The following is a 16451-nucleotide window of genomic DNA, read 5'->3' as shown; positions in this document are numbered from 1 at the left end:
GATGCTTTTAACAGCGTCTGTGACTATGTGTAAAGTAAGTCGAAACATTGAGTTCTAGGATTAAATAAAATAGATATTTCCTTGATTAACGCTCGATAATTCGCAACCAATTTACTTACGTTAAGTTTTCAATGCAGAACTTTTCATTCGGAAATGATATTGCTGAAGATGTCATGAATAATAGATATACAACAACGTTCCAGTTCATTTTGAAACAGGTCTTGGCGTTCTTAATGATATAGAAGCCCTTACATCGATAGCACAAAAAAATGGCCTTAGGTTGATTATCGATGCAATATACAGATGTTGGATCAACAGTAGCAAACTATTTAATAGAATCCTGCCACGTTACAGTTGTGCCAGGAAAAACATATGGAGTCAATGATGCAAACCATATTCGTTTAACAACTTCAATCTCAGAAAATAATTATTCTGAAGCATTACAACGTTTGAGTGAAATAATTAAATAATTGAGGCGAAATTATTTTATAGGTGTATTAATTATGACTACAACAGTATTTGTGGTAGTTTTATTTGCAGCTGCATTACATGCAACTTGGAACGCTATTATCAAAGCTGGTGAAAATACCTTCTTAAACACTGTTCTTGTAACAACATTCGCTGCAATTTGGGCAATAATATTTTACCCTTTTTACCTAAGTTACCATTAAAAATTAAACATGTATTTAACCCCAAATTGGCTGGAAACATTGTAGACCCAATCCTTTATTTGATCTGCTGACATGACTTTAAAATCACGCCAATGATATTTCATTTGCTTCCATACCATCTCGATTCTATTTAATTCAGGACTATAGGCAGGGATAAAATATAAACGTGTTGAATATTCACTTTCAAGCAACTCTCGCAAAGCTTTCATCTTTTTACTACGATGAATTGAAGCATTATCTAATATTAAAATTAATGGAATATCATAAGCTTGTTTTACTCGTTGCGCTATACCCAATAAATAAGCATAAAACCACGTACTACAGACTGATTCTTCTAAACAACTGGTGATGAATTGATTCGTAGAGAGTAAGCATCCCATCACATTAACTCTTTTGGAGCGAAGTGCTGTAACAGCGTGAACGTCCCTACGTTGCGTCCAAGCATAGCGATTATTAGGTGTAGATGAAAAACCCGATTCATCCACATATCCAAGTATGATTTCACCTCGTGCTGCTTGTAGACGCAAGGAATCAATATCTTCCTGAGCTTTATTAAATGTAATCGGATTTCTTTTTTTTCAAACTGTGTCGGGTTCGTTTAAAGACCATCCCTGAAAGTTTCAAGAATCTTCGAATATTTTGAACATCGATATCTAAGCCAAATTGTTGATGTAATCTTGTACGGACTTGTTCAGCATTTAGAGGTTCTACTTTAACCCAATTCAAAATGATGGTCTGATATTCATTAGATATTGTACTAGGTCGACCGGATCGATAACCTATCTTTAATAGATTCAAATTTATCTTTTTTCCATTTGCGTCGCTGCAATCGTATCGTTTCAGGTATTCGTTGTTGTCGTTCAGCAACTTTTTCTACAGTTTCACCATGAGCCAACCACAATATGGTTTGGGCACGTTGTCTTTCACGCCAATGCTTCGCATGCTTGGTTAAGTCTTCAAGTTGCTTTTTTTCATCAAGAGTGAGTAGGGTTTTAACAGTACGAGCCATAAAAAAGCAACTTGAAATAAAATCTAATATACAGGATTAGTTGTTATATTTAATTTAGTAAAATCAAATTATTAAACAGATTTTCCACTCGCATAGCTATTTATAACCATTTAACTCTTTATCTAAATCTTGTTGTATTACATCTAAGTCAATGTTAATGGTATTTGGAGGTGCATTTAAATCATTTGTTTTAACTGGAATACCAGTATTATCTATAGGTTTATCAAATTTAACTTCATTAGCAGTATATAATGTTACCCGATACATGTTCTTAGGCTTGCCGTCCTTTTCAATTATATAAAGGTTCTCCGCATAACTTAAATTAATAGAAAAAATAAAGGTAAATATCAATAAGCCAAATTTCAACATAGTTAAATCCTCTAATAATTTATTCTTAACTTCTAATTGATCTGATCAGTAGGTCAATCAATCCATCAGCATTATGATTTATTTTAAACTCATTCATAAGAATTTTATACTTTTGAATTTTAGATGAGTTAAATGAAAAAGGTGGAATATTATTATTAATTAATATTCCACTTGATATTAGGTATGCTAGTAAATACATTGATTTACTATTTATATTTAAATTAACAATCATTAAATATACTAAAATTGATTTCAAAAATTCATTATCAATTTTTTCTAAGTAACACAAGCATTTAGATATATATTTTTGAATATCTTCATGCTGATACAAGTGAATAAATTCGTGATCTGTTGAATAAATTATGAAAACAAGTTCATTCAAAGTATCAATAGATAGATCGAAATTACCTGTCATAAGATTTTCATTGACGGCATTGAAGGATCTTATATAGTCTAATGCCTGTTGTTGCTCTTTAAGGGTACAGTATCCTACTGTTATTTCATTTTTAAGTAATTCGATTTGATCTAGAGTATGAATTTTATTTTCTATCAACATTAATGAAAATTGGATTGTTTCATTCATATCTTCACTAAAATTGTAAAGAATATCTGTATTGTTGGGTTGAATTAAATGTTCAAATTTTGGAATTAAATAAGCATTCCATTGAAATTTAAAAGGGTGTACTGAATCCATTGATATATCCATAAAGATAAGGTAAGAGGATTAATCCCCTGGTTTAAATTGATCTTGTAATTTCAAAATCTTGATTTCTTTCATTCTTAACAGCATTCTGACGAATATTGGTTATTTCAGGGTAACAATTCACCATAAACTCCATAATTGAAGAAGCATCATTGGTCTTATAGAAATTAAGCATTTTATCCTGGAAGGCAAAGGTGTTCTCTTTAGGCAGACTCATTGCTTGTAAACCTGAATTCATTAATTCGCCATTCATCATAAGAAGTGCAGTTCGCTTTTCACCTTCAAAAGTAAATTGATTCTTGGCGCAAAATAGATAAGTCGCAATACCTCGTTCCATTGGATTTTCGATGGACTTAAGAGCCTCAATACCATCTTCCCATATTTTATTTAGCTTGGGTGCATCTTCTTCAGTCGCAATTGGTTTATGGCTAATATGGTGTCGGATACCTACATATGGGGTAAATGCTGTCTCTTGACCTTCACCACGAAATACACCAGGTTCGAATGAATCATGTGCAGCAACTTTTTTATTAAGTTCTAGGTATGTCTCTTTGTTAAATTTAAATCCATCATTTTCAAACATCTTAATCAAATGTTTAGAGCCGGCAAGTAAATCTTGGATCTGATGGAGATCTGATAGCTTTTGATTAGGAATAGAATATCCAGACATAATTTCTTTAATGCCTTCAATTCCAATAGGATTATTGGATAATACTGCTGCATTTTCAATATGATTTGGAAGATTGGATTGATACTGATGAACTACATGACCCTTAGGGTAGGTCGGTATATCTTGAAGATCAGGAAAAATACTAGAGTCATAATTAAAACCGAGTTTCTCTTTAATATCATTCGCTTTGGTTGCACTCTGAATCTCTGTCAAAGATGATTCATAAGAAAGAGTAGTTTCAGCCAATTGCTTGGCGTAGCACTCAACCACCCATCTAGGTAAAGCCCTGTAGATCTCAGATATTTTACCGTACTCAAGCTTCATTACTGCACTGTGAGGCTGATTCATGACACTATTATCAAACACTATTGTTTCATCGGCATATTGAGATGCTTCAGCAATGAGGGGGATGACACGTTGATAACGTTGCCGTACTTTTTCTTCGGACACTCCATGACCACCTAATTCGACACGTTGCTCTATACGAGACAGCGCGATTTCGGGTGTATCTAAATGAATATGATTGAGTGCAACAAAGAAGCCTTTATCTTTGGCTTCTTTAATAAGCTCAATCTTAGAAGGATGAGAAAATACAGTTTCAGCAATGAAAGATATACCTTGATCTAAATTCCTTTGTCTTTCTTCTTCTGCCCATTGTGCAGCCTGTAAAGCATGTGATGGATCATTAGTAAACTCACCAAAATGTTCTTTTTGCCAAATATCAGCATTGATAAAATTGATATTTAAATTAAATGATTCAAATCTTGGGATAATTTGTTCAGAAATTAATTTTGTTTTCCCAGATCCATTGCCACCTGCAACGATAATAGCTATTTTGCTATCATCTTCATTATCATCATTTGTCATTTTATTTTACTTTTTAAAGTTTTATCTCATCAAGAGTATAAAGTTTTTATGAAATTGGTTTTATTTGATTGAACGAATCCTTTTAAGCTCTAATTGTTCCGCCTCTAAGCTCTCAATTAGTTTTTTATTTACAGGATGATCGGGATTTTTAGAAGCCTCACCTTGTTCACGTGCAAGGGTACGATAAGCTTCCAATATAGATACTTTTTTGAGATTTGAACCTTCAGTAACTTTATTCATCGTAAATTCTAGTTTGATTTGGTTATGTATAAATTATATCACTATTAAGATTTAATTAAAGATATAACAATAAAATAAAAACATAATTGAGATAAAATCCAACATTATTCTTGTGTGATAAGGTGGTGAGCTTTAATTACACTTAAGACATCAAAGATGAGGCTATAACAATACAGATTGTAGAAGTCAAATTATTGATAAAAAATTATTTATTGTTGAGATGTGATAATTGAGCAAGGCAATGCTTCGGAGATTTTGAATGTGATACCATGATTGATTGACAAGAATCTTGAGATCCTCTCTGACTTAAAGGACGGGGATTCCTCCTGCGAGACGCTCATGTCCGAGCACAAGAATGTTGAGTGCTGAGTTTATATCTCTATAACTATCATGAAGCGTACCGCACTCCATGCACTGCCATTCTCTTTTTCCTAAGCCTGCTCTACCTCTCGGACTACCGCAGCGTGAGCCACAGCACGAACAAGTTTGGGTAGCACAGGCTTTCGTTAACTTCTTCATACCACCCTCCTGCCTTCTCGCATTTATACTTGAGCATGATTTTAAGTGTTGCCCAACTTGTATCTAATACTGACTTGTCTAATCTAGTCTGTGCTAATGCTTTGGTATTCACATTGCCAACGAAGATTGCTGCATGTTCATTCACCAGTTTATGGCTGAATTGATGCAGCATGTTTTGACGTAGATTTCTAATCTTGGTGTGAATAGCTTTAACACGTTTCTTATTTTTTACACGTTGTGCAATGCCAAGTTTTTGTTCGTATTGTTGATAGATTTTAGGAGCTTTGAGCTTTACCCCATCTGAACAAGTGGCTAAATCTATATTTATTGAAGTCTTAGCTGGCGTTTTTTTGTTTTGATGGTATTAACAGACATACATATCAACGTCTACGACTGTCCTCTACAAACGAGCCTATTATTGACTTAATTCATAACTGTCCCATAGCTTGAATTGAATCTTACCATATTGAACATAGTTATCAGCATATTTAATCGCTACTATCTTGAAGGATATTCAAGGCCTAGCTGATTTTTTATTGCTGATACGCCATTTCAGTTTAGCTTTTTTGAGCTTCTTTCTTCGGGTGACTAATTCTTCCGCAATAGCAGTTAACTTAGACCAGTGTTGATCATTCAGTATTGTTGATGCATAGCGAGTGTAAAATTGGGTTAGCGATTTGATTTTACTATCTCACTATTTTTAGCCCACAAATGTCAACAGCCCCTAATTTTTGATAGAAAAATAAAATTCAATTAGGCACAATTAAACTTATAAATTTCAGATTTTTACTGCCTTCAGGCAAGCGGTATTTTTAAATGACAAATAATAATTTTTCACAAGTTACAGCATTTATTTGGTCAGTAACTGATCTTTTGCGTGGTGACTTTAAACAATCCCAATACGGACGTGTGATTTTACCATTTACCTTATTGCGTCGTTTAGAGTGTGTTCTCATACCTAGTAAAGATGACGTATTAAAAGCCAGTAAAACTGTAAACCCCGCACTGCCTAAAGAAGCCCAGGAAGAATTTATTTTAAAAGCTACTAGAGGACTATTCTTCTATAACACTTCTGAATTTAGCCTTTCAAACTTAAGTCGATACCATACTCATGACGATTTATATAGGTATCTTGCTAGTTTTTCGGAGAATATTCGTGAAATTTTTGAACACTTTAATTTTTATGAATTCATACGTTTATTAGATAGTACTAATCTATTGTTTAGTGTGGTAGATAAAATGAGCTCTATTGATCTTAGTGATCAATTTATATCGAATGTTGAAATGGGGGAAGTGTTTGAAGAGCTAATACGACGTTTTGCTGAAAGCTCAAATGAAACTGCGGGTGAGCATTTTACCCCACGTGATATTGTACGTTTAACTACAGGCTTAGTACTCGGTAAAAATGATGTAGCTTTATCGAAAAAAGGCATTATACGTACCGTATATGACCCAACGGTGGGTACAGGCGGATTTTTATCATCATGTTCAGAATATCTATATGAGTATAACCCTGAAGCTGTGATTAAAGTTTATGGTCAAGAGATAAATCCTGAGTCATACGCCATCTGTAAAGCCTATATGTTAATTAAAGGTCAGGATGTCCGTAACATTAAACTTGGTAATTCCTTATCCAATGACCAATTTTCTTATGACAAATTTGATTATATGCTTTCGAATCCGCCATTTGGTATGGATTGGAAAAAGATTGAATATGATATTAAATCTGAGCATACTGAAATGGGCTTTAATGGTCGTTTTGGTGCAGGCTTGCCTCGTGTATCGGATAGTTCGCTATTATTCTTAATGCACCTCATTAGTAAGATGCGTGATGCCAATGGTAACGACCAAGGCAGTCGTATTGGTATTATCCTGAATGGTTCGCCACTCTTTACCGGCAGTGCAGGAAGTGGTGAAAGTGAAATCCGTCGTTATATCCTAGAAGCAGATCTCTTAGAAGCGATTATCGCTCTACCTACAAATATGTTCTATAACACAGGTATTGCAACGTATGTGTGGGTGCTGAGCAATAACAAAGAAGTTAAGCGTAAAGGGAAAGTGCATTTGATTAATGCCACCAATTTAAGCTCGAAGATGCGTAAAACTCTAGGCTCAAAGCGTAATTATTTAACAGATGAAGAAATACGTACCATTACGCAAAACTACGGCGCATTTGAAGCGTTGGAAAATTCCCCTATGTCTCCCTTTAATAAGAGGGAGTTGAATAACAATGATGGTGAAAGCGATCAGCAAAAGCCATTCTCAAGCAAGATTTTTAATAACTATGAATTTGGTTATCGCCGTGTGACAATTGAGCGTCCATTACGTTTATCTGCTCAGATGAGTGATGAACGTATTGCTAGCTTACGTTTTGCATCAAAGCCATTTAATGCTTTGATGCAAAAGCTTTTTGATGATTATGGCAATACTTGGACAGCAGACAGCTACGGCGAGCTAAGTGAATATGCAGCCGAAATCCGTGCGCTGATTAAAGCCGAATTTAGTGAGTTAAAAGAAAAAGACATTAAAACCGTTCTTGAACCAAAATTCTGGTTAGAACAACGCACCTTACTAGCTAAAGTTCAAGCTTTACAAGCCAAAATTAGTACCGTGCAGTTTGATGACTTTAATGTCTTTGATGAGGTACTCAAGCAGGCTTTGACAGATGCTAATGTAAAACTTAAGACCAAAGAAAAGAAGCAATTCATTGATGCGATTACATGGAAAAATCCCGATGCTGAACCTGTAGTGAGCAAGGTAGTTAAAGGCATAGAAAATCCACTTTATGGTCAGTTTAGTTACAAAGGAAAAGTGGTTGAGTTTGCGCAGGATGCTGATTTACGTGATGCGGAAAACATTGCTCTTGACCCAAATGTCAGCAACACAGATTTAATTGAATCTTACTTTAAGAGAGAGGTTGGGCCACATGTGCCTGATGCGTGGATCAATGCAGATAAGCGTGATGATAAAGATGGTGAAATTGGAACTGTAGGGTATTTAATAGATTTTCATCGTAAATTTATCAAAGATGAACAGCTTATAATTGAAAATAGAGATATATTACGGATTAAAAATTTAATCAATACAGACAAAAATGGTGAGTTTGTATTAAATAGGTATTCTGGCGAAATAGTACTTTTTTCTGACATTGAAGATAAAAGCTATAGTTCAAATTTAACTAGATTTACAGTAGATAGTAGTATCTTAAATTATCAGTATTATAATACTTTTTTGTCATTACCTGAAGGGAAGGATTGGTTGGATAGCTCACTAAATACAACTTCTATAATAAAAAATATAAATTTTAATAATTGGATAAATCTTAAGCTAGATATTCCAGAAATGAAAAAACAATTAGAGATTGTTGATTTTTTTAAAGAGTGTGAGGTTGTACTTGAACAAATAAACTTATTAAAAAATTCCACATTAAATAGTTTTGAAGAAAGTAAATATCAAATCAAACCATACTTAGAGGCTGCTGAAAGATATGAAAATGAATTTTCAACTATGCTTCCTACACCTCTGGCAATACTCTGGGAGTTAGCAGAATCTAGATTTAATGATCGTGATAGGTGTGAAGCATTTACTAAGTTTTATGAATTTCTAGGAATGTATTTATTATCTATTTTATTTGGAAAACATAACCCTAAAAAAAATTTATTTTATAGTAAAAGAACTAAGAATATGGAATCTTTAACTATGGGGTTTTCTCATAAGCATATGAATAATGAAATTGAATCGAATCCAGAGTTCGCTGAGCAAGAAATTCTTTCATATTTTCTAAATTATGATGTAATCAAGTTACTGAGAGATGCGACATCGTTAAGAAATGATATTGCTCATAGAGGATTGCCATCCGCTAATGCCGTTAATAACTCAATGGTATCAGTAAAAAAATTTAATGAAATAATTCAAAATATTTTAAGAGATTTTTTTTCAAATACAACTTTAATCAGTCCTATTCAAAGTAAATATGATGGTCAAAAATTTACTTATGAAGTTGATATTTTGAAAGGTTTTGGAGTTAATCCATCAAAATCAAAATTGATTAAAACATCCTCTCCTTTAATCTCAAATCAATTGTATCTAATAACTGGTGATACCGATGATTATGAAAATATATCGGTTATCGAAATTTTTCCAATTCTAATTTGGGACGAGTCAATCAATCAAAGCGAAATAAAAGCTTTTTACTTTTATAGCGATTCAATGAAGGATGAAAAAAAATTAAGGTATGTTTGCCCCTATCCTAATATGGAAACCTATAAGTTTAAGGAATGGGAAGTAATTTCAGGAAAGTGTAGAGATAATGATACATGAGTGATGGTATCTGCTTCTGCTTTAAGGCACAATTAAACTTATAAATTTCAGATTTTTACTGCCTTCAGGCAAGCGGTATTTTTAAATGACAAATCATAACTTTTCACAGGTTGCTGCATTTATTTGGTCGGTAGCCGATCTTTTACGTGGAGATTTTAAACAATCGCAATATGGGCGTGTGATTTTACCCTTCACTCTACTACGCCGTTTAGAGTGTGTACTTGCGCCCACTAAAGCAAATGTACTCACAGCCTATGAAAAGGTAAAGCTGCTGCAATTGCCTGAAGAAGCCAAAGAAAAAATGCTATTAAAGGCGACACAGGGCTTAGCTTTCTGTAATACCTCAGAATTAGATTTAAGTAGTTTGGGTCAAAAAGATATCCGTTCTAACCTAAACACATATATTCAAAGCTTTTCAGCTGATGCACGTGAAATCTTTGAGCACTTTAAGTTTGAAGAGTTTTTAGGGCTCTTGGATGACGCCAACTTACTCTATAAAGTGGTACAGAAATTTGCCAACACAGATTTAAGTCCAAGTGCGGTATCCAATCATGAAATGGGTTTGGTCTTTGAAGAACTGATCCGCCGTTTTGCTGAAGGTTCAAATGAAACTGCAGGTGAGCATTTTACCCCACGTGACATTGTGCGTTTAACCACAGGATTAGTGTTTGGTAAAGATGATGATGCTTTAACCAAAGAAGGTATTATCCGTACCGTATATGACCCAACGGCGGGCACAGGCGGTTTTTTATCATCAGGTTCAGAATATGTACGTGAGCATAACCCTGATGCGGTGATTCGTGTATATGGTCAGGAGTTAAACCCTGAGTCTTATGCCATCTGTAAAGCTGATATGCTGATTAAAGGTCAGGATGTACGTAACATTAAACTCGGCAATACCTTGTCCAATGACCAGTTGGCAAATGACAAGTTTGACTACATGCTATCAAATCCGCCATTTGGGGTAGATTGGAAAAAGATTGAAGACGATATTAAATCTGAGCATGAGCAAAAAGGCTTTGACGGTCGCTTTGGTGCAGGCTTGCCACGTGTATCGGATGGTTCGTTATTATTCTTAATGCACTTGATTAGCAAGATGCGTCAGCCAGATGCCGAGCAAGAGCAAGGTAGCCGTATCGGGATTATCTTGAATGGTTCGCCACTCTTTACAGGCAGTGCAGGCAGTGGTGAGAGTGAAATCCGCCGTTATATTTTAGAAGCCGATTTGTTAGAAGCGATTATCGCCCTACCAACTGATATGTTCTATAACACAGGCATTGCCACATACGTTTGGGTACTCAGCAATAAAAAAGATACCAAGCGTAAAGGTAAAGTACAACTGATTGATGGTACTAATCTATATAGCAAAATGCGTAAATCGCTAGGCTCTAAACGTAACGAGATGAGCGAAGATGATATTACGCTCATTACACGCACATATGGCAATTTTGAAGTCATGGATGCCCGTGAGTTAGATAAACCTGCCGATGTAAAATCGAATCGTGGTCGTCAATCTGCTACGCCTAAAAACGAATCTGCTAAAACTTTCTCAAGCAAGATTTTTAATAACTATGAATTTGGCTACCGCCGTGTGACCATTGAGCGTCCTTTACGTTTATCGGCTCAGGTGAGTGATGAGCGTATTGCCACTTTACGTTTTGCACCGAAGCCATTTAATGCCGTGATGCAAAAGCTTTTTGATGATTATGGCAATACTTGGACAGCAGACAGCTACGGCGAGCTAAGTGAATATGCAGCCGAAATCCGTGCGCTGATTAAAGCCGAATTTAGTGAACTCAAAGAAAAAGACATTAAGACCGTACTTGAGCCAAAATTATGGTTAGAGCAACACACCTTATTGAGCAAAGCCCAAGCCTTACAAGCCAAAATTGGCACGGCGCAATCTGACGACTTTAATGCTTTTGATGATGTAATGAAGCAAGCCTTAAAAGATGCCAATATCAAACTTGAAACCAAAGAGAAAAAGCAATTTATTGATGCCATTACTTGGAAAAATGCCGATGCTGAACCTGTCATCAATAAAGTGGTGAAAGGCGCTGAAAATCCGCTTTATGGTCAGTTTAGCTATAAGGGCAAAGTGGTTGAATTTGTGCAGGATGGTGATTTACGTGATGCGGAAAATATTGCGCTTAATCCAAATGTCAGCACCACCGATTTAATTGAGTCTTATTTTAAACGTGAAGTGCAACCGCATGTCGCTGATGCGTGGATCAATGCCGATAAGCGTGATGCACTCGATAGCGAAATTGGTATTGTGGGTTATGAGATTCCGTTTAACCGTCATTTTTATGTATATGAACCGCCACGTGATTTAAGCGAGATTGATGCGGATTTGGATGCGGTGAGCCGTGAAATTATGGCACTTCTGCAAGAGGTGCATTCTTAATGGCGAAGTATCAAAAATATGCTGAGTATCAAGATTCAGGTATTGAATGGTTAGGTCAAATTCCTAATCATTGGGCAATGAGCAAATTAAGATATCTATTTGATTTTAGTAAAGGCTTATCTATCACAAAAGAGAATCTTCAAGATGAAGGTATTCCATGTGTGAACTATGGTGAAGTCCATTCTAAATATGGGTTCGAAGTTAATCCTAAAAAACATCCATTAAAATATGTGAGTGAAAACTACTTAAAAACATCAGAAAATGCGCTTTTGAATATTGGAGATTTTATTTTTGCTGATACTTCAGAGGATTTGAAAGGTTCGGGAAATTTTACGCATTTAGTAGGTGATGAGCGGATATTTGCAGGCTATCATACAGTTATTGCTCGTCCCCACAATGCAAATTCTAGTAGGTTTTATGCTTATTTGTTTGATTCGAAGGAATTTCGTTCTCAAATTCAATTAGCAGTGAAAGGCGTTAAGGTTTTCAGTATTACACAAGCTATGTTGAGATCGGCTGATGCTTGGCTTCCATCTCCTGATGAACAAACTCAAATCGCCAATTTCCTCGACCATGAAACCGCACAAATTGATACTTTAATTGCCAAACAAGAAAAGCTGATTGAATTGCTTAAAGAAAAGCGTCAAGCGGTGATTAGCCATGCGGTGACCAAAGGTTTAAATCCTGATGTCACTATGAAATATTCGGGTGTGGAATGGTTAGGGCAAGTGCCTGAACATTGGAAAGTTGCACCTATTAAAAGAATTATTCATTTGATGGAGCAAGGGAAAAGTCCTGAGTGTGAAAATATTCCTGCTACATCAGAACAATGGGGAGTTCTAAAAACTAGTTGCGTCAATAATGGTGTTTTCCATTCTCAGCAGAATAAAGCATTGCCTGAACATACTAAGCCCCATACTCAATATCAAGTAAAAGCAGGCGATGTACTGATGTCCCGTGCAAGTGGTTCTATCAACTTAATTGGATCAGTTGCTTTAGTCCCAAATGATGTTCAAGAAAATTTATTATTGTCAGATAAGATTTTCCGTATTCATTTAACCAAAGATTGTGATGCAAAGTTTTTTACGCTTTTAATGGCAACACCATATATGCGCACACTGATTGAACGAGCAATTAGTGGGGCAGAAGGTATGGCAAATAACATTACAAAAACTTCGATTTTAGAGTTTGTGTCAGCTATTCCACCTTTAACAGAACAACTGGAATTAGTGGATTATATATCACAGAAAGTACAAACCTTTGATTTATTAGTTTTGAATGCAACTAAAGCCATTGAACTAATGCAAGAGCGCCGTACAGCCCTAATTTCCTCTGCGGTTACAGGTAAGATTGACGTACGCCATTGGCAAAACCCAAATAAAAATAATGATGCTAAAACGGAGCTTGGCGCATGAGCAGTGATGTTACTAAAGAAACAGCGTTCCAAAATGACATCATTACTCAAATGCAGTCGCATGGTTGGCAGATTAGCTCAGGTACAGGCTATAACCGAGAAAAAGCACTCTATACCCAAGACATTCTAGACTTTGTGCAAAAGACTCAAGACAAGGAATGGCAAAAGTTTAAAAGCATCTTCCCTAATGACACCGAACGCCATTTTCTAGATACTGTCGAAGCACAACTGAAAAAAGCCGATATCAATGCCACCGATGTGCAATCTCGTAGCTATGGCACATTGGGTGTGTTGCGTCATGGGATTCGTACTCGTGGCGTACGTTTCTCATTTTGTCAGTTTAAACCCGAACATAGCTTAAACCCTGAACTGAATGAAAACTATAAACAAAACATCTGCCGTGTTGTGCCTGAATTGGTGTATAGCCCATACGCCAACAAAGCCGAATTAGAAGCAACAGGCAAACAAGCCAAAAAATGGCGTATAGACCTTGTACTGTTTATCAATGGTTTTCCTGTGGCAACCATGGAGCTGAAGTCCGAGTTTAAACAAGCTGTGCAAAATGCCATGACACAGTACAGAAAAACCCGCTTACCGAAAGACCCCGAAACCAATAAGCCTGAACCCTTGCTCATGTTTAAACGTGGAGCATTGGTACACTTTGCTGTAAGTCAGTATGAAGTCTATATGGCGACTCAGCTCAATGGTGATAGCACTTACTTTTTGCCATTTAACAAAGGTACAAAGGAACAAGGCGCAGGCAATGATATTCCTGAAGATACCAATGAATACGCTACAGGCTATTTATGGAATGAAGTGCTCACGCCTGATAGCTTGCTGAATATTGTTGCTAACTTTATCCATCTACAGATTGAAGAAAAAGAAAATTGGGAAGGTCTAAAGACTAAAAAAGAAAGTCTGATTTTCCCACGTTATCACCAGTGGAAAGTGGTGAATAACTTAGTTCAGGATTCATTGGCTGAAGGCACAGGGCAAAAATACCTGATTCAGCACAGTGCAGGTTCAGGTAAATCCAACTCGATTGCATGGACGGCGCATCAGCTGTCTAGTCTTTATGATGCTAACAATAAAAAGATGTTTGATTCAGTCATTGTGGTGACAGACCGAACCATTTTAGATGCTCAGTTACAGGATACGATCTATCAGTTTGAACATGCTGATGGCGTGGTGGGGCGGATTAACAACAAAGAAGGTGATGGTTCTAAATCTGAAAAGTTGGCAAAAGCCTTGGAAATGGCACAGCCGATTATTATTGTGACGATTCAGACCTTCCCATTTGTATTGCGTGCGATTGAAAACAGTACCAGTCTAAAAGAGCGTAAATACGCCGTGATTGCCGATGAAGCACATTCATCACAAAGCGGATCGACTGCACGTCAACTCAAAGAAACTTTGATGATTGAAAAGCGCGAGGAAGATGACAATCTTTCCTCAGAAGATGTGCTTGATGCCGTCATGGCATCACGTAAAGGCAGTGCAAATTTAAGTTTCTATGCTTTTACCGCAACCCCTAAAGATAAAACCTTACAGCTTTTTGGTCGTTTGCCTGATCCAACCATGCCACCATCTAAAATCAATATTCCTGTGGCATACCATGTCTATTCAATGCGCCAAGCGATTGAAGAAGGCTTTATTTTGGATGTCCTAAAAAACTACACCAATTATAAAGTCATCTATAAGCTGAAACAGAAGATTGAAGAAAAAAACGACACGGTTGATGCCAAGAAAGCCAAGACCAAGCTGAATCAGTGGGTACGCCTACATGACCATAATATTTCGCAAAAAGTGCATATCATCATTGAGCATTTTAAAAAAAATATTATAGGCTTACTGAATAACCAAGCCAAAGCTATGGTGGTGACCAGTTCACGTAAAGAAGCCGTGCGCTATAAACAAGCCTTTGATAAATACATTGCCGAGCAGAATTATGAAAATATTCAGGCAATGGTGGCATTCTCAGGTGAAGTTGAATTTAACGACAATGATGCCAATTGCGGTCATTTGATTGGGCAGAAGTTCACTGAAAGCAATATGAATCCAAACTTGAAAGGTCGTGAGATGCGTAAAGCATTCGATAGCGATGACTTTCAGGTGATGATCGTGGCAAACAAGTTCCAAACAGGTTTTGACCAACCGAAACTATGTGCCATGTACGTGGATAAAAAATTGGGTGGTGTGGAATGCGTACAGACCTTATCTCGTTTAAACCGTACTTATCCTGCGAAAGCTGAATCAGGTACCTTTGTCCTCGATTTCTTTAATGACCCTCAAGACATTCTTGACGCCTTCCAACCGTACTACCAAACGGCAGAACTCGCAGATGTGTCTAATCCTGATCAAGTCTATGACTTATTCAATAAGCTTAAAGCATCAGGGATTTATCAATGGAATGAGGTAGAGCAATTTACCACGGCGTTCTATAGCAAGAATAAATCTAACGCAGTACTTTCAAATATCTGTAAACCAGCAATGCAACGTTGGCAACAACGCTATACCGAAGCGGTGAATGATTATGATGTCACTAAGAATCGTCTAGAACGTTGTAAACAAACTGGTGACGCCGTCTTGATTGCCAATGCTGAAAATGAATTTTCAGAGGCGAAGAAAGCTCGAGATGCCTTAGAAATCTTTAAGAAGGATTTGGGTAGTTTTACGCGTTTTTACGAGTTTATGTCTCAGATCATAGAATACGATGATAGGGACTTAGAGAAGCTGAGTTTATATGCACGTGCGTTACGTCCATTACTTCGTGAACAAATGGCTGATGAAGATGAGATTGACCTAAGTAATGTCGCAATGAGTCATTACCGCTTGTCTAAGCTCCGTCAGCAAGATATTCAGCTCAAAGCTGGTAGCACCGAGCATAAGCTTGAGCCTGCCAATGATGTAGGTACAGCGAAGGCAAAAGATAAGAAAGAGGATTTCCTGTCACAAATTTTACGCCGTGTGAATGACCTATTTGTGACAGATAATCTGACTGATCAAGACATGATTAATTATGCCTATACCGTTGCAGATAAGATGGCTGAGAATACACGTATGATGACGCAGATTCACAATAATCCACGTGAGCAAGCCATGTTAGGTGAGTTTGATACGGCATTAGATGATGCCGTACTAGATAGCAATACAGCGCATATGGAGCAAATGACACAGCTTATGAGTGACCCAGCGAAGATGAAGCAGTTTGCGCATATTATTTATGATGTGTTGGTGAATAAAACTCCTAACTAACGAACAT

10 protein-coding genes and 3 pseudogenes are annotated in these 16451 nt (G+C 36.5%); 6 read left to right on the top strand and 7 right to left on the bottom strand.

The annotated features are described in order from the left end of the window. The first annotated feature begins 290 nt into the window (after nucleotides 1-290). Together HUS24_RS15970 and HUS24_RS15965 are read left to right on the top strand one after the other, a co-directional pair. Nucleotides 291-470 carry a hypothetical protein gene (locus HUS24_RS15970; RefSeq protein WP_173912949.1) on the top strand — a complete coding sequence of 60 codons (180 nt, stop codon included), beginning with the start codon at nucleotides 291-293 and terminating at the stop codon, nucleotides 468-470. Between the two features lie 33 nt (nucleotides 471-503). Beyond that, a complete protein-coding gene (locus HUS24_RS15965) occupies nucleotides 504-671 on the top strand; it encodes a hypothetical protein (RefSeq protein WP_173912948.1) in 168 nt (55 codons plus the stop codon). Here HUS24_RS15965 and HUS24_RS15960 read toward each other — a convergent pair. The 7 genes and pseudogenes from HUS24_RS15960 to HUS24_RS17105 all read right to left on the bottom strand — a co-directional run. Continuing rightward, nucleotides 668-1198 carry an IS630 family transposase gene (locus HUS24_RS15960; protein ID WP_254433885.1) on the bottom strand — a complete coding sequence of 177 codons (531 nt, stop codon included), beginning with the start codon at nucleotides 1196-1198 and terminating at the stop codon, nucleotides 668-670. The two genes, HUS24_RS15965 and HUS24_RS15960, sit on opposite strands and share 4 nt — an antisense overlap. A 25-nt stretch (nucleotides 1199-1223) precedes the next feature. Beyond that, nucleotides 1224-1680: pseudogene (locus HUS24_RS17180) on the bottom strand (transposase). A gap of 96 nt (nucleotides 1681-1776) precedes the next feature. Further along, nucleotides 1777-2049, bottom strand: a complete 273-nt coding sequence (locus HUS24_RS15950) for a hypothetical protein (RefSeq protein WP_173912947.1) — start codon at nucleotides 2047-2049, stop codon at nucleotides 1777-1779. Nucleotides 2050-2074: 25 nt separating this feature from the next. After that, complete coding sequence (locus HUS24_RS15945; protein WP_173912946.1) at nucleotides 2075-2743, bottom strand: hypothetical protein; 669 nt, start codon at nucleotides 2741-2743, stop codon at nucleotides 2075-2077. A 43-nt stretch (nucleotides 2744-2786) separates the two neighbouring features. Further along, nucleotides 2787-4289: a zeta toxin family protein gene (locus tag HUS24_RS15940; protein ID WP_173912945.1), complete on the bottom strand. Its 1503-nt coding sequence runs from the start codon at nucleotides 4287-4289 to the stop codon at nucleotides 2787-2789. 60 nt (nucleotides 4290-4349) lie between these two features. Continuing rightward, a complete protein-coding gene (locus HUS24_RS15935; protein WP_173912944.1) occupies nucleotides 4350-4529 on the bottom strand; it encodes a hypothetical protein in 180 nt (59 codons plus the stop codon). 306 nt (nucleotides 4530-4835) lie between these two features. Next, nucleotides 4836-5661: pseudogene (locus HUS24_RS17105) on the bottom strand (RNA-guided endonuclease InsQ/TnpB family protein); the annotation flags it as partial. Nucleotides 5662-5864: 203 nt separating this feature from the next. On the opposite strand from HUS24_RS17105, the pseudogene HUS24_RS17100 reads away from it, so the two are divergent. From HUS24_RS17100 to HUS24_RS15910, 4 genes and pseudogenes are all read left to right on the top strand, one after another. After that, nucleotides 5865-8069 (top strand): annotated as a pseudogene (locus HUS24_RS17100) (N-6 DNA methylase); the annotation flags it as partial. Nucleotides 8070-9453: 1384 nt separating this feature from the next. Continuing rightward, nucleotides 9454-11775, top strand: coding sequence for a class I SAM-dependent DNA methyltransferase (locus tag HUS24_RS15920; protein WP_173912942.1), 2322 nt, complete (start codon nucleotides 9454-9456; stop codon nucleotides 11773-11775). After that, nucleotides 11775-13190, top strand: a complete 1416-nt coding sequence (locus HUS24_RS15915; RefSeq protein ID WP_173912941.1) for a restriction endonuclease subunit S — start codon at nucleotides 11775-11777, stop codon at nucleotides 13188-13190. Before HUS24_RS15920 ends, HUS24_RS15915 begins: the two co-directional genes overlap by 1 nt. Further along, nucleotides 13187-16444, top strand: a complete 3258-nt coding sequence (locus HUS24_RS15910) for a type I restriction endonuclease subunit R (protein ID WP_173912940.1) — start codon at nucleotides 13187-13189, stop codon at nucleotides 16442-16444. Before HUS24_RS15915 ends, HUS24_RS15910 begins: the two co-directional genes overlap by 4 nt. Nucleotides 16445-16451 lie beyond the last annotated feature (7 nt).

Origin of the sequence: Acinetobacter sp. Marseille-Q1618 (assembly GCF_902809855.1) — a bacterium.
Lineage (GTDB): Bacteria > Pseudomonadota > Gammaproteobacteria > Pseudomonadales > Moraxellaceae > Acinetobacter.
Note: the sequence above shows the minus strand (reverse complement) of the source record. Positions and strands in the feature narration are given on the sequence as shown.

Coding starts and splice junctions, on each gene's coding strand:
- HUS24_RS15970 (WP_173912949.1), top strand. CDS start 291: ATGCAATATACAGATGTTGGATCAACAGTAGCAAACTATTTAATAGAA.
- HUS24_RS15965 (WP_173912948.1), top strand. CDS start 504: ATGACTACAACAGTATTTGTGGTAGTTTTATTTGCAGCTGCATTACAT.
- HUS24_RS15950 (WP_173912947.1), bottom strand. CDS start 2,049: ATGTTGAAATTTGGCTTATTGATATTTACCTTTATTTTTTCTATTAAT.
- HUS24_RS15945 (WP_173912946.1), bottom strand. CDS start 2,743: ATGGATTCAGTACACCCTTTTAAATTTCAATGGAATGCTTATTTAATT.
- HUS24_RS15940 (WP_173912945.1), bottom strand. CDS start 4,289: ATGACAAATGATGATAATGAAGATGATAGCAAAATAGCTATTATCGTT.
- HUS24_RS15935 (WP_173912944.1), bottom strand. CDS start 4,529: ATGAATAAAGTTACTGAAGGTTCAAATCTCAAAAAAGTATCTATATTG.
- HUS24_RS15920 (WP_173912942.1), top strand. CDS start 9,454: ATGACAAATCATAACTTTTCACAGGTTGCTGCATTTATTTGGTCGGTA.
- HUS24_RS15915 (WP_173912941.1), top strand. CDS start 11,775: ATGGCGAAGTATCAAAAATATGCTGAGTATCAAGATTCAGGTATTGAA.
- HUS24_RS15910 (WP_173912940.1), top strand. CDS start 13,187: ATGAGCAGTGATGTTACTAAAGAAACAGCGTTCCAAAATGACATCATT.